At 58.6% G+C, this 22,726-nt stretch carries 26 protein-coding genes and 1 pseudogene; 9 read left to right on the plus strand and 18 right to left on the minus strand.

The window, feature by feature from the left end; all coding sequences use genetic code 11:
* Window positions 1-255: 255 nt before the first annotated feature.
* Genes flhA through K3555_RS20800 form a run of 4 tightly spaced genes read left to right on the plus strand, consistent with a single transcriptional unit; the run spans window position 256 to window position 4,545 of the window.
* Entirely contained in the window at window positions 256-2,289 is a 2,034-nt protein-coding gene (gene flhA / locus K3555_RS20785; protein ID WP_409201223.1) for a flagellar biosynthesis protein FlhA, read from the plus strand.
* A complete protein-coding gene (locus K3555_RS20790) occupies window positions 2,286-3,065 on the plus strand; it encodes a flagellar biosynthetic protein FliR (protein ID WP_259995602.1) in 780 nt (259 codons plus the stop codon). Before flhA ends, K3555_RS20790 begins: the two co-directional genes overlap by 4 nt.
* On the plus strand, window positions 3,062-4,150 hold the full coding sequence (gene flhB / locus K3555_RS20795) for a flagellar type III secretion system protein FlhB (protein WP_260006887.1): 1,089 nt from the start codon (window positions 3,062-3,064) through the stop codon (window positions 4,148-4,150). The genes K3555_RS20790 and flhB overlap by 4 nt, the downstream gene beginning before the upstream one ends.
* Window positions 4,147-4,545 carry a hypothetical protein gene (locus K3555_RS20800; RefSeq protein ID WP_259995591.1) on the plus strand — a complete coding sequence of 133 codons (399 nt, stop codon included), beginning with the start codon at window positions 4,147-4,149 and terminating at the stop codon, window positions 4,543-4,545. Before flhB ends, K3555_RS20800 begins: the two co-directional genes overlap by 4 nt.
* 84 nt (window positions 4,546-4,629) lie before the next feature.
* Here K3555_RS20800 and K3555_RS20805 read toward each other — a convergent pair whose 3' ends face one another.
* Genes K3555_RS20805 through K3555_RS20845 form a run of 9 tightly spaced genes read right to left on the minus strand, consistent with a single transcriptional unit; the run spans window position 4,630 to window position 9,200 of the window.
* Complete coding sequence (locus tag K3555_RS20805; RefSeq protein ID WP_260006889.1) at window positions 4,630-5,127, minus strand: flagellar basal body-associated FliL family protein; 498 nt, start codon at window positions 5,125-5,127, stop codon at window positions 4,630-4,632.
* Between the two features lie 8 nt (window positions 5,128-5,135).
* Window positions 5,136-5,876, minus strand: coding sequence for a flagellar basal body L-ring protein FlgH (gene flgH / locus K3555_RS20810; protein ID WP_260006890.1), 741 nt, complete (start codon window positions 5,874-5,876; stop codon window positions 5,136-5,138).
* Complete coding sequence (flgA, locus tag K3555_RS20815; protein ID WP_129372534.1) at window positions 5,876-6,298, minus strand: flagellar basal body P-ring formation chaperone FlgA; 423 nt, start codon at window positions 6,296-6,298, stop codon at window positions 5,876-5,878. Before flgA ends, flgH begins: the two co-directional genes overlap by 1 nt.
* A complete protein-coding gene (gene flgG / locus K3555_RS20820; RefSeq protein WP_259988827.1) occupies window positions 6,298-7,083 on the minus strand; it encodes a flagellar basal-body rod protein FlgG in 786 nt (261 codons plus the stop codon). Before flgG ends, flgA begins: the two co-directional genes overlap by 1 nt.
* Window positions 7,084-7,093: 10 nt before the next feature.
* Entirely contained in the window at window positions 7,094-7,810 is a 717-nt protein-coding gene (locus tag K3555_RS20825) for a flagellar hook-basal body complex protein (RefSeq protein WP_129372533.1), read from the minus strand.
* Entirely contained in the window at window positions 7,810-8,082 is a 273-nt protein-coding gene (locus tag K3555_RS20830) for a flagellar biosynthetic protein FliQ (protein WP_027257092.1), read from the minus strand. The genes K3555_RS20825 and K3555_RS20830 overlap by 1 nt, the downstream gene beginning before the upstream one ends.
* 3 nt (window positions 8,083-8,085) lie before the next feature.
* On the minus strand, window positions 8,086-8,382 hold the full coding sequence (fliE, locus tag K3555_RS20835; RefSeq protein WP_259995575.1) for a flagellar hook-basal body complex protein FliE: 297 nt from the start codon (window positions 8,380-8,382) through the stop codon (window positions 8,086-8,088).
* 22 nt (window positions 8,383-8,404) lie between these two features.
* Window positions 8,405-8,797, minus strand: a complete 393-nt coding sequence (gene flgC / locus K3555_RS20840) for a flagellar basal body rod protein FlgC (protein ID WP_024092263.1) — start codon at window positions 8,795-8,797, stop codon at window positions 8,405-8,407.
* A 13-nt stretch (window positions 8,798-8,810) separates the two neighbouring features.
* On the minus strand, window positions 8,811-9,200 hold the full coding sequence (locus K3555_RS20845; RefSeq protein ID WP_259992714.1) for a FlgB family protein: 390 nt from the start codon (window positions 9,198-9,200) through the stop codon (window positions 8,811-8,813).
* A gap of 88 nt (window positions 9,201-9,288) precedes the next feature.
* Here K3555_RS20845 and K3555_RS20850 point away from each other — a divergent pair, with 88 nt between their 5' ends.
* Entirely contained in the window at window positions 9,289-10,617 is a 1,329-nt protein-coding gene (locus K3555_RS20850; protein WP_260006892.1) for a FliI/YscN family ATPase, read from the plus strand.
* Between the two features lie 265 nt (window positions 10,618-10,882).
* A pseudogene (locus K3555_RS20855) lies at window positions 10,883-11,482 on the plus strand (TRAP transporter large permease subunit); the annotation flags it as partial.
* Window positions 11,483-12,202: 720 nt separating this feature from the next.
* Here K3555_RS20855 and flbT read toward each other — a convergent pair.
* The 5 genes from flbT to K3555_RS20880 form a co-directional block, all read right to left on the minus strand.
* Window positions 12,203-12,607, minus strand: coding sequence for a flagellar biosynthesis repressor FlbT (gene flbT / locus K3555_RS20860; RefSeq protein WP_260006893.1), 405 nt, complete (start codon window positions 12,605-12,607; stop codon window positions 12,203-12,205).
* 2 nt (window positions 12,608-12,609) lie between these two features.
* Window positions 12,610-12,981 carry a flagellar biosynthesis regulator FlaF gene (flaF, locus tag K3555_RS20865; RefSeq protein WP_260006895.1) on the minus strand — a complete coding sequence of 124 codons (372 nt, stop codon included), beginning with the start codon at window positions 12,979-12,981 and terminating at the stop codon, window positions 12,610-12,612.
* A gap of 77 nt (window positions 12,982-13,058) precedes the next feature.
* The gene (locus tag K3555_RS20870) at window positions 13,059-13,895 is read right to left on the minus strand and encodes a flagellin (protein ID WP_260006897.1); all 837 of its coding nucleotides are present in this window, start codon (window positions 13,893-13,895) and stop codon (window positions 13,059-13,061) included.
* 203 nt (window positions 13,896-14,098) lie between these two features.
* Window positions 14,099-14,458 (minus strand): flagellar protein FlgN, encoded by a 360-nt coding sequence (locus K3555_RS20875; RefSeq protein ID WP_260006899.1) that lies wholly within the window; start codon window positions 14,456-14,458, stop codon window positions 14,099-14,101.
* The gene (locus tag K3555_RS20880) at window positions 14,451-14,723 is read right to left on the minus strand and encodes a rod-binding protein (RefSeq protein ID WP_260008574.1); all 273 of its coding nucleotides are present in this window, start codon (window positions 14,721-14,723) and stop codon (window positions 14,451-14,453) included. The genes K3555_RS20875 and K3555_RS20880 overlap by 8 nt, the downstream gene beginning before the upstream one ends.
* A gap of 149 nt (window positions 14,724-14,872) precedes the next feature.
* On the opposite strand from K3555_RS20880, the gene K3555_RS20885 reads away from it, so the two are divergent.
* The 3 genes from K3555_RS20885 (at window position 14,873) to K3555_RS20895 (ending at window position 18,603) form a co-directional block, all read left to right on the plus strand.
* Entirely contained in the window at window positions 14,873-16,996 is a 2,124-nt protein-coding gene (locus K3555_RS20885; protein WP_260006900.1) for a flagellar hook-length control protein FliK, read from the plus strand.
* A gap of 4 nt (window positions 16,997-17,000) precedes the next feature.
* Entirely contained in the window at window positions 17,001-17,678 is a 678-nt protein-coding gene (locus K3555_RS20890; RefSeq protein ID WP_260006901.1) for a flagellar hook capping FlgD N-terminal domain-containing protein, read from the plus strand.
* A 193-nt stretch (window positions 17,679-17,871) separates the two neighbouring features.
* A complete protein-coding gene (locus K3555_RS20895) occupies window positions 17,872-18,603 on the plus strand; it encodes a phosphotransferase (protein WP_409201222.1) in 732 nt (243 codons plus the stop codon).
* Here K3555_RS20895 and K3555_RS20900 read toward each other — a convergent pair.
* From K3555_RS20900 to K3555_RS20915, 4 genes are read right to left on the minus strand one after another with little or no spacing between them, the layout of a single operon-like run.
* Window positions 18,576-19,895: an FAD-binding oxidoreductase gene (locus tag K3555_RS20900; protein WP_260006902.1), complete on the minus strand. Its 1,320-nt coding sequence runs from the start codon at window positions 19,893-19,895 to the stop codon at window positions 18,576-18,578. The two genes, K3555_RS20895 and K3555_RS20900, sit on opposite strands and share 28 nt — an antisense overlap.
* Window positions 19,895-20,710, minus strand: coding sequence for an ABC transporter permease (locus tag K3555_RS20905; protein ID WP_260006903.1), 816 nt, complete (start codon window positions 20,708-20,710; stop codon window positions 19,895-19,897). The genes K3555_RS20900 and K3555_RS20905 overlap by 1 nt, the downstream gene beginning before the upstream one ends.
* A complete protein-coding gene (locus K3555_RS20910; protein WP_259995531.1) occupies window positions 20,707-21,588 on the minus strand; it encodes an ABC transporter permease subunit in 882 nt (293 codons plus the stop codon). Before K3555_RS20910 ends, K3555_RS20905 begins: the two co-directional genes overlap by 4 nt.
* Window positions 21,588-22,715, minus strand: a complete 1,128-nt coding sequence (locus K3555_RS20915; RefSeq protein ID WP_259988856.1) for an ABC transporter ATP-binding protein — start codon at window positions 22,713-22,715, stop codon at window positions 21,588-21,590. Before K3555_RS20915 ends, K3555_RS20910 begins: the two co-directional genes overlap by 1 nt.
* Window positions 22,716-22,726 lie beyond the last annotated feature (11 nt).

A 22,726-nucleotide genomic window follows, 5' to 3' on the forward strand; every position in this document is an offset into this window, starting at 1 on the left:
ACAGGCACCGATTGCCGGCAACCGGTATCGCAAAGTCTGATCGTCGGCACCGGTTGGCTGGCAGACGGCTGTTTGCGCGGCAACCGCAGGTGCTGACAAAGCCCCGGAAAACGGACATGCGCTTCAGATTGGATCCTTGGGCACCAATCCAGGCATTCCATCAGTTTGAATCTAGCAATTTGCGGGGCCTGACCTGTGCCTAAGCTAACCACTGAACAACTATTCAGTCCGACCGTCCTGCTGGCGCTAGCGTTGATGGCGATCATTGTGATGATGATCCTGCCGATGCCGGCCTGGGTGCTGGATGTTGGCCTGGCGGCCTCCTTTGGGCTCGCCATTCTGATCTTCACCATCACTCTGTTCATAGAACGGCCGCTGGATTTTTCCTCATTCCCGACGATCCTTCTGGCCTCGCTGATGCTTCGGCTGTCACTGAACATATCCTCCACCAAACTGATCATCGGCCAGGGGCATTCCGGCACCGACGCGGCCGGCAATGTGATCGAGGGTTTCGCCCAGTTTGTGATGGGGGGCAGCGTATTCCTGGGTCTTGTGGTGTTCGGGGTGCTGTTGATCGTCAATTTCATGGTGATCACCAAGGGCGCTGCCAGGATGGCAGAAGTGGGCGCCCGGTTTGCACTGGATGGTATGCCAGGCAAACAGCTGGCGATCGACGCCGACATGTCAGCCGGCGCCATCGACCACCAGACCGCCAAGGAGCGCCGTGAGCGGGATCAGCAGGAAACCACATTCTTTGGCTCACTCGACGGTGCGTCGAAATTTGTCAAAGGCGACGCCATTGCCGGGCTTTTGATCACCTTGCTTAACTTGGTCATGGGGCTGATCATGGGCGTTCTGGTCCATGGCATGCCTGTTGGCAGCGCGTTTGAAACCTATGCCATCCTGACTGTGGGCGATGGTCTGGTGTCGCAGATCCCATCTGTGATCATTTCCATTGCAGCAGCTCTGCTGCTGGCCCGCGGCGGCACCACCGGCGCCACAGATACCGCCCTGTTCGAGCAATTCGGCCGCCATCCCGCCGCGCTGACAACTGTTTCTGTGCTGATGATCCTGTTTGCATTGGTTCCCGGTCTGCCATTTCTGCCCTTCGTGACCGGTGGCAGTGTGCTGGGCTACGCAGCTTTCCGGATGGCAAAGAAGAAGCAGGACGAAGCAGAGGCGGAGATCGAGGAAAAAATCGAAGAAGCTGCAGACCCTACGGCAACCCGGCCGCTGGGAGATATTTTGGATCTGGATGATCTGCACCTGGAGTTTTCGCCGGATCTGGTCAGCATGGTTCTTGATGCCGGCACCGGGCTTGATGCCCGCATAGCCAACATGCGGTCCCATATTGCCACCACCTTTGGTCTGATCCTGCCGGAAATCCGGCTGACTGATCAGCATGAGCTGGAAAGAGGCACCTATGTGGTCAAAGTGCAGGGGGTTGAGCAGGTGCGCGGCACTTTGCATCCTGACATGGTTCTGGCCTTGATGCCGGACAATCATGACGCGCTGCCACCAGGCACTGATGTGACTGAGCCGGTCTACGGCGCGCCGGCCCGCTGGATTTCTGCCAAGTCGCAGGAACAGGCCGCCCTGGCCGGGGCTACCGTAGTCACACCGCCGGAAATCCTGGCGACCCATTTGCTGGAGATCATCAAGCAGAATTTCTCCCGCTTGCTGACACTCAAATCGCTGCGCCGCCTGTTGGATGAGATGACGCAGCTTTCCGATAACTTCCGGTCCGAAGCGAACCGCAAGCTGCTGGATGCGCTGGTGCCGGACAAGGTTCCGATGGATACGCTTCACTCGGTGTTGCGTCTGCTGCTGGAGGAGCGGGTTTCCATCCGCAATATGCCGCTGATCTTGGAATCGATTGCCGAAGCCCGGCAGCACACAACCCAGCCCGAGCTGATCTGTGAACATGTGCGCCAGCGGCTGGGCTTCCAGCTGGTGGCCGAGATGAAACGCGAGGACGGGACCATTCCGTTGATCCAGCTGGCGCCGGAATGGGAAGACAAATTTTCTACCTATCAAGTGGATGCGCAGGGTGCCGGGTTGGACATTGCCTTGCCGCCCGACTTGTTCAATATGCTTGCGGACGGGCTGACCGAGAAGCTGTCGGCAATCACCGACCAAGGTGTGTTTGCGGCTGTTGTGACCTCGACCCGCCGCCGCCGTTACCTGAAGACCATTTTGAAGTCGCGGGGTATCAGCAACCCGGTTCTATCGTTCGAAGAAATCGGCCTTGAGGCGCGGCCTGCCCTGGTTGGAATGGTGCAAGCATGAACCTGAGCTTTCTGCCGCCAGAGCTTATAGCGCTGCTGGGGGCAGGGTTCTGGCATGCTGCACTCGTATTTCTGCGGGTGTCGGCCATGGTATCGGTCCTGCCTGCGGTGGGTGAGCTGTATGTTCCCACCCGGGTCAAACTTGCAGTTGCTGCGGCCTTTACTTTTGTGGTTGCGCCTGCACTTCCGGCCCTCCCTGAGCCGGATGGTGCCATAGAATTTGCCCGGATTGCTGTTGCCGAAGCGATCATCGGCCTGGCACTGGGCATTGGTGTCCGGATCTTTGTTTTGGCGTTGCAAACGGCCGGTACAATGGCGGCGCAAAGCACGTCGTTGTCACAGGTTCTGGGCGGCATCGGCGCAGAGCCGATGCCGGCTCTGGGGGCCGTTCTGATGATTTCCGGTGTGACCCTTGCTGTCATGATGGGTCTGCATATCCGGGCGGCGGAATTGCTTATTGGCTCTTACCAGCTGTTTCCTGCTGGTCAGTTTCCTGCGGCTTCCGGGTTGGCGGAATGGGGTGTGTACCGGGTTTCGCAAAGCTTTTCGCTGGCGTTCACACTGGCGGCGCCTTTTGTCATTACAGCGGTGATTTACAACTTGGCGCTGGGCGTGATTAACCGGGCTATGCCGCAGCTGATGGTGGCCATGGTCGGCGCGCCGGCGATTACCTTCGGCGGTCTGTTTATCCTGATGGTCGGCAGTCCGATGATCCTGGATGTTTGGTCCAGGGCTCTGATGACCTTTATGTCGAATCCTGGAGGCGGCATGCCATGAGCGGTCAGGACGACGATTCAGACAAGTCATTCGAGCCGACGGAACAGAAACTCCGCAAGGCCCGGGAGAAAGGCGAAGTTGCCAAATCTACGGATCTGTCCGTCGCCGCAGCCTATCTGGGTCTGATCATCGCAGTCTACACTGCCGGCAGCAGCAGCGTTGAGGGGATAGGCACCGCTCTGATGGCCTTTCTGGACCAGCCGGACAAGCTGGCCCCGCTGTTCTTTGACGGGCCGGCTGCGGCACCTGTGGGGGGCTTCATCGGAAGTACCGTGCGCCCTGCTCTGCCATGGTTTCTGGTTCCCTTTGCATTGGTTCTGTTGTCGATTGTCGGACAGCGTGCGCTGGTTTTTGCGCCCAGTAAGCTGGAGCCGAAGCTGTCTCGTATTTCTCTCATCTCGGGAGCCAAGAATAAATTTGGCAGATCCGGGCTGTTCGAGTTTTTCAAAAGTTTTGTGAAGCTGGTTCTCTATTCGATCTGTCTGGGCGTCTACCTGTCTTACCGGCTTCCGGACATGATCGCTTCGTCCGGCACTGGCCCGCAGTCAGTTGTCTTGATGCTGGCGCAGCTGGCGATGGAGTTTTTGTTTTTGGCGCTGCTCATCGCGTTATCGATCGGTATTGTGGATGCGGCCTTTCAACATGCGGAACACCATCGCAAGAACATGATGTCCCGGAAGGAGATCCAGGACGAAATGAAGGAATCCGAAGGCGATCCCCATATGAAAGGCCAGCGCCGTCAGCGCGGCCAGCAGATTGCGATGGGGCAAATGATGGCCGATGTGCCCAAAGCCGACGTGGTGGTTGTCAACCCGACTCACTATGCGGTGGCGCTGCAATGGAGCCGCGAAAAGGGTTCCGCGCCTGTCTGCGTTGCCAAGGGGGTTGATGAAGTGGCCGCGGCGATCCGGCGTGTTGCCAATGAAAACGGCGTTCCGATTCACAGTGATCCGCCGACGGCGCGGGCATTGCATGCCACGATTGAGATCGGCGGCGAAATTCTGGAAGAGCATTACGCACCGGTGGCGGCGGCCATCCGGTTTGCCGAAGAGATGCGCAAGCGTGCTAAAGGAAAGATCACATGAAGCAGAAGATGCTGGATCAGATGGCGGCAGTGACTGCAGCGCAGTATATGCAGGAACATGCGAAAATACAGCCGGCTCTGGCCCGGGAAGCGCAGCTTCGCGGGCAGTTGGCCAAACTGAACAGCCAGGTGCAGACAGTCCGGGAACAGGCAGACAGCGATCACACAATGAAGGCTTTGGGGGCAGATCTGTTGTGGCAAGGCTGGCATACCCGCACCCGGCGCCAATTGAACCTGGAGCTGGCGCAGGCCACGGCACAAAAGCTGCGGATGATGGATCAGCTGCGCAAAGCCTTTGGACGCAAACACGCGGTGGAAACCATGGCGGCCTCCGAACGCAAGCGGCACAAGGCGGAACAGGCAAAAACCTTCATGGACCGGCTGTTGGACAGCTGAAAATACCTTGAGTATTGCCTGAGCAAAAAAAGGCCGGTCCCTTGCGGGTCCGGCCTTTTCTACATTGGATCTGCGGCTCGCCGGTCAGACGTCCTGCCGCGATATTTCCATGATCAAAACGTCATAGACGCCTTTGCCGATATGTTTCTGTGCCGCCTCGCGCAGCGCTGTGCGCAGGGGCTCCAAGACATCTGAGCGGGTAAACGCTCCGCGGAAACCGCCCATATTGGCGTGGTCGAAGAGAACTTGCAGGAAAACATCCCGCAATTTGGGCGCGTAGGAATGCACCTTTTCGGCAATGCCTTTCTTTACCTCAAGGCTGAGCGAGATCACCACCAGGGATGTCATCTGGTCGCGCTCCACAATCGGCACTACAAACTGGTCGCCGACTTTGATGTATTCGCGCTGGTTTTCTTCGCTTTCTTCTTCGGTTTCCTCTGCGGCCTCTTTCGGGGCTGGGGCGGCCTCGCCGCCGGCAGCGGCTTGATTTTCTTCAGGCGGAGGCGCCAGCATGATGCCGGCGCCAATGCCGCCTCCGGTCCCGATGATCAGCAGGGTGACTGGAAGGAGTTTAGACAGCATGGCAATCCTCAGAACGGCAGAATGGCGTCGAGCAGCTGCTGGCCGTAGCGCGGCTGCTGAACGTCAGTGATTTGGCCACGGCCGCCATAGGACACACGGGCCGAAGCGATCTTGTCATAGGTGATCTCGTTCTGGCGGCTGATGTCTTGCGGCCGGACATAGCCGGTCACCAAAAGTTCGCGCAGCTCGAAATTCACCCGCAGTTCCTGGGTGCCGCTGATCGCCAGCACGCCGTTGGGCAGAACGTCGACAACAGTCGCCGCAACTCGCAATTCCAGCTTTTCGCTGCGCTTGACGGATCCTTTGCCGCCGGCAGAACTGGAACTGCCCAGTTCCACGGCGTCGGCGGAGGTGGCACCTTCCGGCAGCTTCCTGTCAAGACGCTGCGGCAGGCCAAGGAGATGCGGCATGTTCAGGCTTTCAGCCCCCGAGCGTGAGCGCTGGGTGTCGTTGGAAATTTCGGCCTCTTCATCGATCTCGATCACCACTGTCAGAATATCGCCGCGCTTGATCGCGCGGCGGTCGCCCAGCAGCGATTGCTGCGAGCCGCTCCACAGGGATGCACCATCAACGGTGCGCCGGTTCTGTGTCTGTGCAGGCAATCCCTGGTACAGCATCGCAACATGTTCAGAGCTTTCATTGGACGGGGTGAAAGAGGGCGGTTTACCCATATGATCCATCCGGGCGCAGGCACCCAGCAGGGCGAGCCCGAACAGCAGCGGTTTGACGGGAGAAAGTTTCTTTTTCATCAGTTTACCTCAACGGAACCGTCTGCCGCGATCCGCCCGGTTACGGTGGTGCGGGAATTAAGATTCATGACCCGGACGGCCTCACCAGCAGCACCGCGTCCCAAGGCGCGGCCTTCGGCCGCTATGGTCAGGACACCCTGGCGGAAGGTCAAAGTGACCAGGTCATTGCGTTCAATGATGGCCGGCGGGCCGATATCGCCAGCCCGCAACGGCCGACCTGCGTACAAGGCGACGCGCGCCTCCTGACCGACAACCGCAGCCGGGTCCGACAGTGCACCAAGGATCTCGCCTTTTTTCAGGGCCAGGTCCTCGGCATTGACGATCGCCTTTGCGCGTATCGTGCGCAGCGGGATCAGATATTCCGCCCAGGCGGGCGGCGCGCAAAGCGCCGCGGCGGTCAGACAGGCAAGAGCAAGTTTCATCAGCGCACCTGTGTTGTTGCACCCATCATCTGGTCGACAGCCGAGATGACCTTGGCATTCATTTCATAGCCCCGCTGGGCTTCGATCAGCTCGGTGACTTCGCGCACCGCATCCACGGAACTGGCCTCCAGATATCCCTGGCGCAGGGTGCCAAGCCCGTCTTCGCCGGCCGTAGACACAGTGGCAGCACCAGAGGCTTCTGTTTCGGTGAACAGGTTGCTGCCGATCGCCTCAAGCCCTTTGGGGTTGGTGAAACCCGCCAGAGTAAACTGGCCCAACAGCTGGCCTGCAGAGGTTTCATCAAAGTACCCGTAGACTTCGCCCTCAGCGTTTATCGAGATACTGACAGCATCATCAGGAATGGTGACTTCGGGAGAAACTGCAAAACCGTCCGACGTCACGATCAGCCCCTCGGCTGAGCGTTTCAAAGCGCCGTCGCGGGTATAGGCGGACTGGCCGGAGGGCAGTGTGACCTCAAGGTAGCCCTTGCCGTCGATGGCGAGATCCAGATCATTGTTGGTCTGCTGCAGCGCGCCTTGCGATAAATGCACCGAGACGGCGGCCGGGCGCACACCCAGGCCAACCTGCACACCGGTCGGCAGCACCGTGCCATCCGATGCGTTGACACTGCCGGCCCGCGAGATCTGCTGATAGTGCAGATCGGCAAACTCGGCGCGCCGGGCGTTGTAGGCTGTGGTGTTCATATTGGCGAGGTTGTTGGAGATAGTCTCCACCCGCAATTGCTGAGCGCTCATGCCGGTCGCTGCGATTTTCAAGGCACGCATCTGGATTCTCCTAGGTCTTGATCAGGTTTTTGATGGCATTGCGGATGCGTTCGTCTTCCGCCTGCAGAAAGCTTTGGCCCATTTCATAGGCGCGCTGGACTTCGATCATCCGGGTCACTTCGGAAATCGCATTCACGTTGGAACCTTCGAGAAAGCCTTGCAGTACCTTCGCATCAAAACTGTCCTCAATCTCGCCGTCGACGCGGAACATCACTCCGTCCTCGCGCACCAGCGTGTGCTGCTCCATCGGCTTGAACAGGCCAAGCTGCCCCAGCAGCCGCCCGTTTGCACTGAGCGAACCATCCGCCCCGACTTCGATCTTGCCGGCATCCGGCGGAACAAAGACCGGCGCGCGGCCGGCATCCAGCACCCGGTATCCATCCATGGTCACCAGATCGCCATCGGCATTGGGGGAGAATGCACCCGAACGGGTCAGCCTTTCGCCTTGCGGCGTTTCCACCATAAAGAAGGCGTCGCCCTCGATTGCAAAGTCAAAGGAGCCGCCGGTTTTGGTCAGCTGACCCTGCTCCATCGAGGTATTGAAGATATTCGCGCGCGACATTGACAGCGACTGCTGACCGGGCGAGGACTGCACAAATTCCGAGAAGATCAGGCCCTCCTGGCGGTAGCCAGTTGTGGCCGAGTTCGCGATATTGTTGGCAATAACGCGCATTTCCCGCATCAGGCCCGTTTGGCGTGAAAGGGTTGCGTAGCCTGCATTTTCCATTACGAACCTCCGGCAATCATCGGGACAACGTGGCCATGGAAGAAGGCCACCAGCGTTTGTGTCATGAAGCCCATTGTCATCCAGAACACGACCAGGATCGCTGTCAGTTTGGGCACGAAGGTCAGGGTCATTTCCTGCACCGACGTCAGAGCCTGAAACAGGCCGATGGCCAGACCGACAACCAGTGCAACAACCAGGATCGGCGTCGACATGGTGACGGCGGCCCACAGCGCTTGGCGCAGCGTGTCATAGAAGAGGCTTTCGCTCATCATGGCTTAAACCGGCATCCTCAGGATTTCCTGGTAAGCTTCGACGACTTTGTTGCGCACGGTAACCGCAGTTTCGACTGCCAGTTCGGTCTGCGCCAGGGCCTGCACCAGAGCGTGGGGGTCTGCGCCTGAGGTCATCGCCTGCATTGAGACCTGTTCACTTTGCTGCAGAGTCGCCGCGAAGTTCTCAAAGCTCTCTTTCAGGCGGGGGCCTGCGCCAGTGCCCGCATATTCGGGATCGGCTTTGGTGGCGGGACGGGCAGCGGCATAGCCGGTTGCGGCGGAAAGACTGCGAATATCCATTCTGGATCTCCAAATGTGTTGATTAACGTCTCAATAGGTCCATGAGTGATGCCGACATCGTGCGTGTCTGCTCGAACATTTTCAGGTTGGCTTCATAGCTGCGCTGGGCTTCACGGGCGTCGGCGATCTCGATCATCAGATCGACATTAGAGCCGTCGTAATGCCCGCTTTCATCAGCCATTGGATGCGAAGGGTCGTACACTTCTTCCAGATCGCTGCGGTCCAGCGTGACCCGGCCGGTGCGCACATGCTCCACATCGGTTTGCAGTTCGCGCACCGCTTCAAACGGCACCGTTTTGCGCCGGTAGCCCGGAGTATCAGCGTTGGAGATGTTTTCCGACACGTGGCGCAAACGCGAGGCTTGCGCCTTGAGGCCGCTGGCAGTGACGGAAAGGGCTCTGGAAAATTCACTCATCTCTCATCCTCCCTTAGGTTTTGCCAAGGCTTGCGCGCAGGATATTCATCGAGGATTTGTAGATGGCCAAGGCCCGCTTGTGCTGCCGGGAAACTTCAACGCCTTTCAGAAGTTCGGTTTCGACAGACACTGAGTTGTCATTGGGATCGCTGCCGTCCTCGCTTGAAGTAACGGCCCAGTCCATGCCGTTGCCGGCGGTGCCGTTCAGATGGCTGCCGCGGGTTGCGATCATGCTGCTCGGGCGGGCTCCGGCTGCAAAGACTTCCTTGAATGGCTTGATGTCCTTGGCGTGGTAACCAGGCGTATCGGCGTTGGCGATATTCTGGGATACCAATGCCTGGCGCGTCCCGGCATGAACTGCCATGGCGTGAGAAATTTTGAATACGTTCAGTTCTGTGAACACCAGGGCTTCTCCCTTGATCGATTTCAATCAAGGCTTAACCCCGATTCCTTTAGAAATTGTTTTCAGGACATCAATGGAGGCCGCTGCAATGAAAGCAGAGCTGCAAGCACTGACCCGTCAAATAGCCGGAAAACGCCTGGCAACACAGATGGGCAGGGTTACCGCGATCTCTGGCGGGGAAATCGAAGTCAGCGGGTTGGCTGCTGCCGCGCGGATCGGTGACCGGCTGGTGCTGCGGCGCAGCCCGCAGGACGAGTTGCATGGCGAAGTTCTGAAAATTAATGGAAATAATATCAGTATGTTGCCTGATAGGGCGCCTGATGGCGCCGCTGTCGGTGACCCGGTGGTGCTGCACCCCTCGCCTGAGTTTTTGCCCAGCGATCACTGGATTGGCAGGGTGATTGATCCCTTTGGGGAGCCGCTGGATGGCCGCCCCTTGTTGCCGGGATCCGCGCCGCGGGATCTGATGGCGTCCCCGCCCAAAGCCGCCGGCAGGCGGCCGATGGGGGAGCGTTTGGCGACCGGGCAGGCGGTATTGAACACGATTCTCCCAATTGTGCGCGGCCAAAGGGTTGGTCTTTTTGCGGGCTCCGGCGTCGGAAAATCGTCGCTGTTGGCAAAACTGGCCAAATGCATGGAAGCGGATGTGGTGGTCATGGCGTTGATCGGGGAACGTGGCCGGGAAGTGAATCACTTTGTCGAACAGGTTCTGGGACCCGATGGCATGCGCCGGGCGGTTGTGGTGGCTGCCACGTCCGATCAGTCCGCGCTGGTCCGGCGCCGCTGCGCCTGGGCCGCCATGACAGTTGCCGAGCACTTTCGCGATCAGGGTAAGAATGTACTGTTCCTTGCCGACTCGGTTACCCGTTTCGCCGAGGCGCACCGGGAGATTTCAGCCGCTTCGGGCGAAGCACCTGCCTTGCGCGGATACCCGCCATCGGTAACACCGCTGATCACCGGCCTGTGCGAGCGGGCTGGACCTGGCGCAGACGGGCAGGGTGATATCACCGCCATATTCAGCGTCCTGGTGGCCGGTTCCGACATGGATGAGCCGATTGCAGATATTCTTCGCGGTGTTCTGGACGGTCATATTGTATTGAACCGGGAAATCGCCGAACGCGGCAGGTTCCCGGCGATTGACGTCTCACGCTCAGTCTCCCGCAGTCTGCCTGCTGCGGCCACTGCCGACGAAAACACGGCAATCCAGGATGTGCGCAAATTCTTGGGCGCTTATGAACAATCGGAAGTGATGATCAGGGCCGGTCTCTATGCTGAGGGGAATGATGCGGTGCTGGACAAGGCAGTGAAACTGTGGCCGGAACTGGACGGTTTTTTCGGCCGCGAAGATCCGGAAGGAATCACCAGCAGTTTCAATCGGTTGCTTCTGTTGCTGCGCCGGGCCAAGGCGGGACGGTAAGCGGCGCGTTGGCTTCACCTGCCGTCTGATCATTTGACCGGCGAGTAACTGCGGCGATGGAATTTCTCACAGGGATGCTCCAAGGATGCCCTTACTGAGGTATTTACATACTTCTGTGTTGTAACGGGTCCGCGCGGACATCTGCGTTGGCCTGATAATCTGAAGGCGCTGGTTGTTTCTGAGACACTGGAACCTGAAGCGACCGTAAGTAGCGTGCCTTGGTAAAAAAACATGCGTCCAATCATTTGCCGGCCTAGCGTCGGATGGCGCACTGGGGGCCTTTGCGGTGTTCTGCATGGACGTCCTGAAGGGCATGAAATGGGCCGAGCTGAAATCGGCACTCCTGGAGACAGCCAAGCTGACGGTGATGATCTTCACCATCATCTGGGGCGTGCTGATCTATGTGCGCTTCCTGGGGTTTGCCGATCTGCCAGGGGCGTTCTCCGACTGGATCACCGCGCTGGAAATGCCGCCGATAGTGATCCTGATCTGCATCCTGCTAGCCTATGCGGTTCTGGGCATGTTCATGGATGCAATCGGGATGCTGCTGCTGACGCTGCCGGTGGTCTACCCGGCGGTGATGGCGCTGAACGGTGGCGAGAGCGTGGCGGCCGCAGACAGCGCCTTTGGCATGAGCGGCACCATGTGCGCGATCTGGTTCGGCATCCTGGTGGTAAAGATGGCCGAATTCTGCCTGATCACCCCGCCGATTGGCCTCAATTGCTTTGTGGTGGCCGGCGTACGCGATGATCTGAGCGTGCAGGATGTGTTCAAGGGCGCGAACCCGTTTTTCATCGCCGACGCCGTGACAATTGCGCTGCTGGTCGCCTTCCTAGGAATTGTGCCCTACCTGCCGACCGAGGCGGTGGAGGCCAGCTCCATTGTCAGAAAATTCTCGGATAACCTGCCGCATTATCGGCAGGTGCCTATTCTATGCACGACTGGGCGTCGAACTGGGCTGCACCATGTTGGCGGCATGGGTGGGCAGGGGCACAGTTACGGGCGGCACCGCGTGCGGCGGCTGATGCGGATCATGTGTCTTGTGCCGATCTGCAAGGCGCCAAAGACCAGCCGGAAACACCCGGAACACAAGATTCACCCATGTTTGCTCAAAGGCTTGGCGATCACCCGCCCCAATCAGGCCTGGTGCACTGATGCAACCTGCATTCCCATGCGCCGGGGGCCTTTTTTCGGCCGCAGCCATGGGCTGGCACAGCCGGAAAGTGCTGATCTGGGGGCTATCCGGCACGAGGAACACCGGGTTCTGCATCGAGGCCTTGAAGAAAGCGCTGGCCCGGCGCTGCCCGACCGGGATATTCAACTCTGATCAGGGTCCACGTCTTGAACCTTCGTGATCTGAATTGTTGGCGGCGGCCAGCGCGCCAGTCCTCGTGTGCAGGGACTGCACTGCCTGCTCGTCAACATTCTCTGCGTCGCCTGCAAGTATCAGATGCACGCTATTTCCGACGGCCAATTTTAAGACTGTGCACCGATCCTGTACATTGCTGAAAGCTGCTTTCCAGGTTCAGCCGAATGGGAGTTCCAGCCCGCAATTCTTGTAGCAGGCTGGAGGAGCTGGAAGCTATCAGGATGGTCTGACAGCAAACAGCCGGTCTTCGCGCGGCAGAAGGGTGCGCAGCGCCTTGAGGCAGCGGTAGTGGTTGTTGCCGATCACTGCTTCTGTTGCCTCGGCAATGGATGCGCGGCTGTCAGGATCGGTGAAGACTTGGCTCAGCTCTTCGATCCGGCGGAGCATTGGCAGGCGCTCTTCCTCGGGGTCGGCATCACCGGACAGGATCAACTGCGCCGCATAGCATACCCGGCGCACCGGCGTATTGGCTTCTTCCGGATGAATCGCATCGCGCAGGCGCAGGATGTGGGCATCAGGGGTGACAATGGACAGGCGGCTTCGGCGGTCGCCGTTTTCGATAACGGCACCATTTACAAGAACGCGCTCTTTTGGCGCAAGTTTAAGAACCAATCCGCTCATATTCAGGATGCTCCGCTGCGAAGGCCACGCAAAATGGCCGTGTTGATTTCCACCAGTGGGCGAACGGTCTCTTTTCGGGACATCACTTTGCTGGTGTGTTCCTTTGTGAATGCGGCTAGGTAGACCAAATTCTCTTTCAAGCCCGCAGGCAGCTGATTTTCATCGCGCAGAACATCAGCTTCAAAAAGTGACCACATTCTGCGATTGTCATGTAAAACTTCTGCAAGTTCAGCAAAGCCCCCGCGTCCCTTGTTTGCCGCTGCAATCATCCGGCGCGTGATCCGGGCGATCACGTCATATTCCAGATTCTTGGACGTCCGCGTAGGGGTTGATGCGGAGGAATAGGCACTTTTTGCCTTCAGAAGGGCATTCACGTGTTTTCCTAACGTATTATTTCTTCAGATTCTCCGAGAGAATGTCCGGGGCGCCCAAGGCGCCCCGGATTAGGCTGTTAGCGGAACAGCTGCTGCAGGGTCTGCGGTGCTGAGTTCGCGATGGAGAGTGCCTGAACACCCAGCTGCTGCTGAGTTTGCAGTGCCTTCAGCCGTGCAGATGCAGCTTCCATGTCGGTGTCGACCATTGCGCCGATGCCGGACTTCAAACTGTCGCTTAGCTTGCCAACGAACTCTTTCTGGTCCGAAATACGCGCGGAACCAGCACCTAGAGCTGCTGCGCCGTTGATAGCGGTTTCAATGTGGGCTTCGATGAGTGCGAGGGAAGTGTCAGCTTGGGCTGAATCACTCACATCAATGTCCGATAGGTCCAAATTTGTTACAAAGTCAACAGAAGCGACAGTGATGTTGGAGGCAGTAACAGTGGTTCCCGAACGGTCCAAGGAGGAAAGCACAGTAATGTCAGTTGCACCGTTACCGTCCACGTCATCCGACAGAAGGTTTGCCCCGTTGAATTGCGACGCACCGATGATCTGGTTCACCTGTGCGGTCAGCTGGGTGATTTCAGCACCGATTTTGGTGTGGTCAACGTTCTCGCCGGTTGCTGCAACCACCCTTTCCTTGATGTCTTTCAGGATTTCGGTGATCTGCTCAGCGCCGGCCATCGCCACTTGAACAGTGGATTCACCGAGAGCCAGACCGTCCTCAATCGCGTTGAAACCGGCAACGTCCGATTCCATCACTTTGGAGATTGCCCAAATAGCAGAGTTGTCCTTGGCGGAGGCAATCTCTTTACCAGTCGAAATCTGGTTCTGAGTATCGGTCAGGTTGTTATTGATCGACTGCAGAGTCTGCAGAGCAACCATTGCGCCATTGTTGGTCAGAATGCTGGTCATAGCCTTTTCCTTTATTTGTGGGGCGCTTTAGCCCCAATTTTACTTGCCCCGAGGGGCGCTGTGTGACGTCTTTCTGACTGTGCGTTCCGCCGTCCGGCTTCCGCGCCACCCTTCATAAGGTGCAAGGCGACATTGGCGCAGGAGTTGCTAAGGGAGTGCTAATGCCGGGATTTGGTATCTCTAGAATTTTCTCAAAATTGTGTTCAGGCCCGTTTCTCAAGCTTGCCGCCGCCTCGGGTGCCATAACGGGCCCGCTTGCCGGCCTGGTCATAGACATCCAATCCCTTGCGGATTCGGCGCGTCTCGGCCATTCGTTCGGCGACGGCGCGTATTCCGTCCTTGGCGCTGTTCAGAAGCTGCTGGTTTCGCGAGACTTTGGTTTGGACTTGCGCCAGAGACTCGCGTTCAAGCTCTGACACGGAATTCAGCTTGCCGATGACTTTCTCTTTCTTGGTCACAAGATCTTCCAGCTTGCCAAGATCGCCGGCCATCAGCGCCTTGCGCTCGCGGTCCAGGATCTGATCAAGTTCATCAATGAGCTGCTGAGGTTTCGGGTCACTCATCTTGGGTCTCCTTTAGTGCGTGATAAAGTGATTCAGCCAAACCGATCCCGCCAGAGCGGGCGATCTGAGTGGCCTGTTCGCGAATAAGAAAGCTGGAGAACTGCTCTTCTCCAGCGCCGCCGCCGAAGCCTTCGCTGGCTTCACCGAGCCCTGCGGATTTCAGCATTTCTGCAAGGAAGGAGGCTTCGAGTTCAATTGCGGCCTCGCGAAGTGGATCGCTGACCGCTGGACGCACCGGGGTGGTTGAAGGTGCGGCCTGAAGCATGTTTGGCAATAGATCTGACATGTCCGGTTCTCCGGTTGAAAGTCGAATTTCATCGATTTTTCTAAGACTGCGCAGGAACCGGTTAAAATTGCCGTAACCGCTTTGGGGTATGTCTGTCCGGGTCGAGATAGAATGTCTGGAAAACGATCATGAATATGAATTCGATCCTTGGCTTGGAAGCCGGTCCTGCTGGTAAGTCACCGTCCGGTTCTCCGGATGGTTCAAAAAAATCAAACACTTCCAGAGACTTTTCAGATGTTTTGTCTGCTCAGTCCGGCCCTGGCGAGGCGGCGGCCGAACAACAATCAGCTACGGGCGAATCGGTCGAGGCCGAATCTGAACACAGGATGCAGGAGAGTACGGACAAGGGCAGCAAGGAAGGCCAAGGCACACGCATTGCGACAGGGCAGGACGTACCCGAGGGCGGACCGGTTCAGGCAAGCCAAGGCACGCGCGTTGCGACAGGGCAGGACGTACCTGAGGGCGTACCGGTTCAGGCAAGCCAAGGCACGCGCGTTGCGACAGGGCAGGACGTACCTGAGGGCGTACCGGTTCAGGCAAGCCGAGGAACACGCATTGCGACAGGGCAGGACGTACCCGAGGACGTACCGGTTCAGGCAAGCCGAAGCACACTTTTTGAGGTGGAGCGGCAAACACCGGCAAGGAAACCCTTTGGGGTAGAACCAGTACTTTCCGATGCGGAAATGGCTTCAGGGTTGCAAAGTAGTGGAACTTCCTCCGCTGAAGAGGCCGCTGCCGCAGAGACTAAGGTTAAATCCCCGCACGGCGTCATTACAGCAACTGGAGAAAGAGTTGAGTCACGGGCCGCTGAGCAGCGAAGCGGACTGCCTATTGTGAAGGACCCAGGGGCCGGCACCGGTATTAAGCCCGAAGAAGGTGCACCTGTCGGTGAAAATGATCAGCCAGGCGCCATGCCCAAAGCAGCCTCCAGCGCAAGTCCCACTGATCAGGGTGCGGGCGTTAAAGCAAGGGCAGTGATTCATCACGGTTCGTCCGTTGAGGGCAATGTGCAACCTGCTGAGAAGGCAGGGGAAGTTGGAAACACAGAGAAAACGCAGCCTTCAGTGCGCTCAGCAACACAGGCAGCAGCAAAAACGCCCGCAGCTGCGCCAGAGAACTCAGCCACAAAGCTACAAGGGGATAGTACTGAACCCGCTGCCCGCAAGGTTGATGCCAGAGAAACTGGAAATCGCCCGGAAAACACTGCCCGCGTTTCGCCTGAGACTGCTGCTCAAACAGCTGTCCCAGCCAATGAACGGGCTCTGGCGGAAAGGGCACAAGTTACCGATGGCACGGGGCAAAGCAAAAACGGAAATGCAATCAGTGCGGCACAGTCGAAATCCCTCGAGACTGGTTCAAGTTCAAGTACCCATACGGTGCCTCAGTCGATGGGTGAAAAGTCTGATAGCATAGCGAAGGCGGGCAATCCGGCTGCGCAAGGAGAAAATCCGGGCATTGCGGTCAACCAGGTTGCTGTGAAGGGGCCGGGTCAGAGGCGTGATCTAACTTCCAAACCTGTTTCGAACGGAAATGGAGCGCAGATTAAAGCGGAACCAGCCGGAATTGAGAGTCCGTTAGCCGATCCGGTTAAAGGCAGTGATGTCCGGACGGCTACAGTGCCTGCAGCGCCGCAAATCATTCAGTCGGCAGCTTCTCAGCTGCAGCCTTTGCTTGCTGGCGGGATGACTGCTGGAAAAACATCGGCAGAGCTGTTGTCCAGAACTGATGAGGCGCTGGCCGGATCACTGGCCGGAACACTGGGGTTATCCAGCGAAGCGCCCGGATTGACGCAGCTGCTGACGGAAGCCTCAATTGGCTCACATGGGGCGCATCGCCCGGAAGCGCCGCGCATGATTGCGGCTCAGATGGCTGAAGCATTTGCTGCCAAAGGCGAGCAAAAGGTTGAGGTGAGTTTGAACCCTCAGGAGTTGGGCCATGTGAAAATGCGCGTGATGGCCAGCGAAACAGGAATCACCATGATCATTCAGACGGAACGTCCGGAAACCGGCGATTTGATGCGCCGGCACATCCATGAACTGGCCGAGGAATTCCGCCGCATGGGATATGAAGATATCTCATTTGAATTCAGCGGCGGACAGGCCGGCACCGGTCACCCGGGCGATGACGCGGACGGCGGTTCCGGCCTGCCCGGCGGCACAGCAGAGACACGCGGCGCCGATGCAAAGGACGCCGGCGAAGCAGCAACACAAAACCTCCGGCTCGGAACAGCCGGTGTGGACATGAGGGTTTGAACACATGACAACACCAGTTACTTCTACGGGATTCAACTCAGGGCAAGCCAATTCGTCGAAGCCGTCGTCGCAGCAGGCTTCCGGTCTGACCTCGGATTTTGATACTTTTGTGAAAATGCTGACCGCGCAGGCGAAAAACCAGGATCCTTTGGAACCGATGGATTCGACTGAATATGCCGCGCAGCTGGCGCAGTTCTCGATGGTCGAGCAACAGACCAAGAGCAACAACCTGCTGGAAGGGCTGCAATCACAGCTTGGCCTGGCTAATATGGCGGCACTTTCAGGCTGGGTCGGGATGGAAGCACGGGCCGTGGCTCCGGGCTACTTTGATGGCAGCAATGAAATCACTATTGCGCCTAACCCGGCGGCTGCCGCGGATTCGGTGACACTGGTCGTACAGGACAAAAACGGCACCGAAGTGCAGCGCGTCGCCCTGCCGGTCTCGGCTGAGCCTTTCCAGTGGAACGGTCTGGATGATGACGGCAACCCGCTAGAGGCGGGGGAATACGCCTTTGTGATCGAAAGCAGCAAAGGCGACGAGTTGCTGCTGCAGGAATATGCCGAGATTTATTTCAAGGTGAACGAAACCCGGATGCAGGGCGGCGAAGTGGGGTTGATCACCGAAGGGGGGTCCGTGGTCCTGGCCTCGTCGGTGAACGCGCTGCGTGATCCTGAGGCTTGATCCAACTGTATGCGACGACGGGAAAACTGTCTAAGAACAGGGCGGCATAACATCGGAGACCGCCCTGCAACCGCTTCCTGACCAGTTCGAACCCCGCTTTTTTGCGCATTTGTCTGCATTGGGTCTTCATGTGCCCGCTCCTAGACGGCTGGCAGGAGGGCGGTCCAATCATGTCTGGCGGGCCGGTGCGCTGGTGATCAAGCTTTATGCAGCCGAAGGCGCCAACCCGCTGTTTGCCAATGATCCGGCCCGCGAGGTTGCTGTGCTGACGGCACTGTCAGGCACCGGCATGGTGCCGCCGCTGGTCCAGACCGGTGAATTTGAAAGCAGGAAGTGGCTGGGCTATGCGCATGTCAACGGCAGTCCCTGGCAGCAGGACACTGGCCATGTGGCACAGCTATTGGGGCGTTTGCACGACCTGGCGCCGCCGCCGGGCTTGCCTTGCGGCGTGAATGGCAGCGCGGCGCTGGAACAGCAAACCGTTGAAATTCTGAGCAGCTGCCGCAATCGCGATCAGCTGGCGGCGCTTCGCCCGTTGGGCCGGGTTCCGCCGTTGTCCCAGCTGGTGCTGATTCATGGCGACCCGGTGCCTGGCAACCTGCTGGCACATGATGGCACGCTGACGCTGATTGACTGGCAATGCCCGCAAATCGGCGACCCGGCAGAGGACCTGGCGTTGTTCCTGTCGCCTGCGATGCAGCTGATGTACCGGGGGGCGCCGCTGTCCAAGGATGAAGAAGACGCCTTTTTGCGCGCCTATCCTGATCCGCGGATTGCCGGGCGGGCCTTGGCGCTGAAGCCTTGGTTCCACTGGCGCATGGCAGCCTATTGCCAGTGGCGGGCCGAACGCGGGGGCGCGCAGGACTTGCAGGCCTCGGGACTGGAGCGCGCGGCGCTTCAGTCCATCAGGCCCAGAACCGCATAGGCCGGAGGCATCAGCATCCGGCGGGCGCGGCCAAACGGAAAGCGTGCCATTTTCTGCACTATGGGTGAGTAGGGCAGTTTGGGCGCGTGCCCCTGTACCAGATCACTCAGCAGCCGTCCGGCATAGCTGCCCATCGCCACGCCATTGCCATGATAGCACAGCCCGGCAAACATGCCGGGGCGCTCCGGCACAGGGCCAATGAAGGGAACTAGGTTGCGCGACAGGCAAACCATGCCTGACCAGAAATGCGTGGATTCCACTTCACGCCATGCCGGGAACATCGCCTCAAAATCCTGCCGCAGGTTCCGGCGTATCCCCGCTTCAGCCCGGGGGGAAGCCAGCAGCCCGCCGCGCATTCCAAACAGGAACCGGTTGTCCGGCATCAGCCGGAAGTAATGCAGCAGATTGCGGGTGTCGTAGGCCATTTGATGCGAGAACCAGCCCTGCGCGTCCAGTTCCGCCCGGGTCAGCGGCCGGGTCACCATGACGGTGGATTGTGCAGGCATGTAACGCCCGGCGAGCCAGCCGGGCAGGTCCTCCGAAGAATACCCATTGGTTGCGATGATGACCTTGGATGCCCTCAGGCCCCCTTGTGCAGTCTCTATAAAATAGCCCCTGCCTGCCTGTTGTACCGACTGCGCTGCGCTGCGTTGGTACAATTGGGCACCGGCATCCTGCGCGGCCTTGGATAGGCCGAACAGGTATTTACGCGGATTGAGCGCAAAACCCACCGGTGTTGTCAGCGCCGCATGGAAGCTGCCATTCAGTCCTTTGTCCGCGAGCTGGCCGCGGGTCAGAAATTCCGGTTCCTCTCCCGCCTGACGCAGTGCATCCGCTTCTGCTTGCAGGCGGCGCACTGCCTTTTCGTTGTGCGCCAGCTGGGTTTCGCCATGTGAATGAGTGTCGGCATCGATGCCATGGGTCTGCAGCAGGCCGCGAACCAGATGCACCGCGGCTTCCTCGCCGGCGTAATACGTATCAGCCGCAGATGTGCCAAAAACCCGCCTCATCGTGCTGCCTGAAAGCTTTGATCCGCCCAAACAGCAGAAACCGCCATTGCGCCCTGATGCGCCCCAACCCGGCGTCTCGGCCTCTAGTACCGCAACGGACACGCCGCTTTCTGCCAGATGCAGAGCGGCTGACATGCCGGTGAACCCGCCGCCGATGACGGCCACATCGGCGGAGACTTCGCCCTGCAGCACCGGCCAGTCCGGTGCTGCAATGGTTTCATCCCACCAGCAGTTTGTGCGGGGGCCGGGACCGTAGGCGTAAGCGGAAAATATCCGGCGCATCAGACGCGCTCCGCGGCCTGTTCCTCCCGTTTCTGGCGGGTCATCTGATGTTTGGTCACCAGCGAGGCAGTGATGACTCCAACGGTCACAATGCTGATCATGATCGTCGACAGCGCGTTGATCTCGGGGCTGACGCCCAGGCGCACGGCGGAGAAGATCTTGATCGGCAAGGTGGTGGCCGAGGGGCCGGAGGTGAAGGAGGCGATCACCAGATCATCCAGCGACAGGGTAAAGGCCAAGAGCCAGCCGGATATCACCGCGGGTGCGATGATCGGCAGGGTCACCAGCCGGAACGCCTCTGCCGGGGAGCAGCCCAGATCCAGCGCGGCTTCTTCCAGCGACTGGTCGAAGGTCACCAGCCGCGAGGACACCACAACCGAGACATAGCACATGGAGAACGTGGTATGCGCCAGGACGATGGTCAGCACCCCGCGGTCCAGTCCGATGCCGATAAACAAAAGGAGCAGCGACAGGCCGGTGATTACTTCGGGCATCACCAGCGGCGCATAGATCATGCCGGAAAACAGCGTCCGCCCCATGAACCGCCCGCCGCGCACCATCACATAGGCGGCGATAGTGCCCAGCACGGTGGCGATAGTAGAGGAGAACACGGCGACCTTGATGGTCACCCAGGCGGCATTCAGGAACGCCTCGTTCTGCATCAGCTCGCCGTACCACTTGGTCGAAAACCCGGCCCAGACTGTTACCAGCTTGCTTTCGTTGAAACTGAAGATGATCAGAATCACCATTGGGATGTAAAGGAATGCAAAGCCAAGGGTCAGCGATACGGCATTAAACCAGCTCATACGGTTCATTGCTCTGCCTCCTGCTGTTTCTGCTGGTTGCGCTGGAACAGCACAATCGGGATGACGAGAAGGAGCAGCAGAACCACCGCCACCGCGGATGCCACCGGCCAGTCGCGATTGGAGAAAAACTCCTCCCACAGCACCTTGCCGATCATCAGCGTGTCTGATCCGCCCAGCAGTGAGGGAATGACAAATTCACCCAGCACCGGGATGAAGACCAGGAAACTGCCGGCAATGATGCCGGTTTTCGACAAGGGAATTGTCACCAGCCAGAACGCAGACAGACGCGAGCAGCCCAGATCTTCGGCGGCTTCTATCAACGATCCGTCCAGCCGTTCCAGTGCCGAATAGACCGGCAGGATCATGAACGGCAGATAGGTGTAGACGATGCCGATGTAGACCGCGGTATTTGTGTTGAGGATGGTAAGCGGCTCGGCAATTATCCCGGTCCACAGCAGGAATTGGTTGAGGAAGCCTTCGTTCGACAGGATCCCCATCCACGCATAAACGCGGATCAGGAACGATGTCCAGAACGGCAGAATCACCAGCATCATCAAGGTGGGCCGCCACTCTGCTGGCGCGCGTGCCATGGCGTAGGCGATCGGATAACCTGCCAGCAGGGTGAAGAAAGTTGAGATTACCGCGATCTTCAGCGAGCTGAGGTAAGCCTTCCAGTACAGGTCATCTTCGGTCAGCCAGATGAAGTTTTCAAAGTCCAGCGCGTCGATCAGTGCTTTGATACCGGTTTCCGGATCAAATTGCGGCACATAGGGCGGGATCGAAATCGCGTAATCCGACAGCGAAATTTTCAGGACGATGGCAAAGGGCACCAGGAACAGCGCCAACAGCCAGGCATAGGGGATGGCAATCAGGACAAAGCGGCGCATCAGTCTGCCAAAAGAACGCCTGCCGTGGCGGTCCATGACAGCCAGACAGTGTCTTCCCAAGTAAAGGCGCGGCGGGCGATGCGGCGGGTGTTTGCGGTCTGCGCCTTGATCACCGCGCCGGTTGGCAGTTCCACGTGGTAGGTAGAGATATTGCCCAGATAAGCGATATCCAGTATCCGGCCTTGAACAGTATTGTCCGCCTTTTCTGGTTTTTCGGCGCTGATCGATACCTTTTCCGGCCGAATTGCCAGCTGACAATTTTGCCCGTCGGAAAGCGGATTCGGGGACTGCACGGTCAGCGGCGCGTGGCCCTCGTGCCAGGACATTGCATAGGTGTCGCTGCCATTGGGTTTTGCAGTGCCTGCAATCAGGTTCACATCGCCAATGAAATCAGCCACATAGACTGAGTTCGGGCTTTCATAGATCCGGTCCGGCGTGGCCACTTGGATGATTTTGCCGTGATCCATCACTGCCACGCGGGAAGCCACAGTCATTGCCTCTTCCTGGTCGTGGGTCACGATCACAAATGTGGTGCCGGTCTTCTCCTGAATATCCATCAGTTCAAACTGGGTTTCCTGGCGCAGCTTCTTGTCGAGCGCGCCCAGCGGCTCATCCAGCAGCAGAAGTTTCGGATGTTTCGCCAGCGACCGTGCCAGGGCGACCCGCTGCCGCTGACCGCCGGAAATCTGATGCGGTTTGCGGCGGGCGAATTGCTCCAGCCGGGTCAGCCGCAGCATCTCGTCGACCCGGTCGTTGATGTCGTGCTTGGGCATCTTTTCGCGCTTCAGGCCAAAGGCGATGTTTTCCCAGACCGACAAATGCGGGAACAGCGCGTAGGACTGGAACATCATGTTCACGGCGCGTTTGTTCGGCGGCACCGGCGCAATATCCTGCCCGGCCAGCCGGATGGTGCCCTCAGACGGGGTTTCAAACCCGGCCAGCATCCGCATCAGCGTGGTCTTGCCGCAACCCGAAGGGCCCAGCAGCGCATAGAACTCTTTTTCGTAGATGCCGATGGTCAAATCGTCGATGGCGGTGAACTCGCCATAGCGTTTGGTGACGTTCTGAAAGTGGATCAAGGGCTTTGCCTCAGGATCATTCCAGGGTTCAAATACGGAAGCAGTCAAGCCGGGCCTCT

The organism is Leisingera sp. M527, assembly GCF_025141525.1.
Classification (GTDB): Bacteria; Pseudomonadota; Alphaproteobacteria; order Rhodobacterales; family Rhodobacteraceae; genus Leisingera.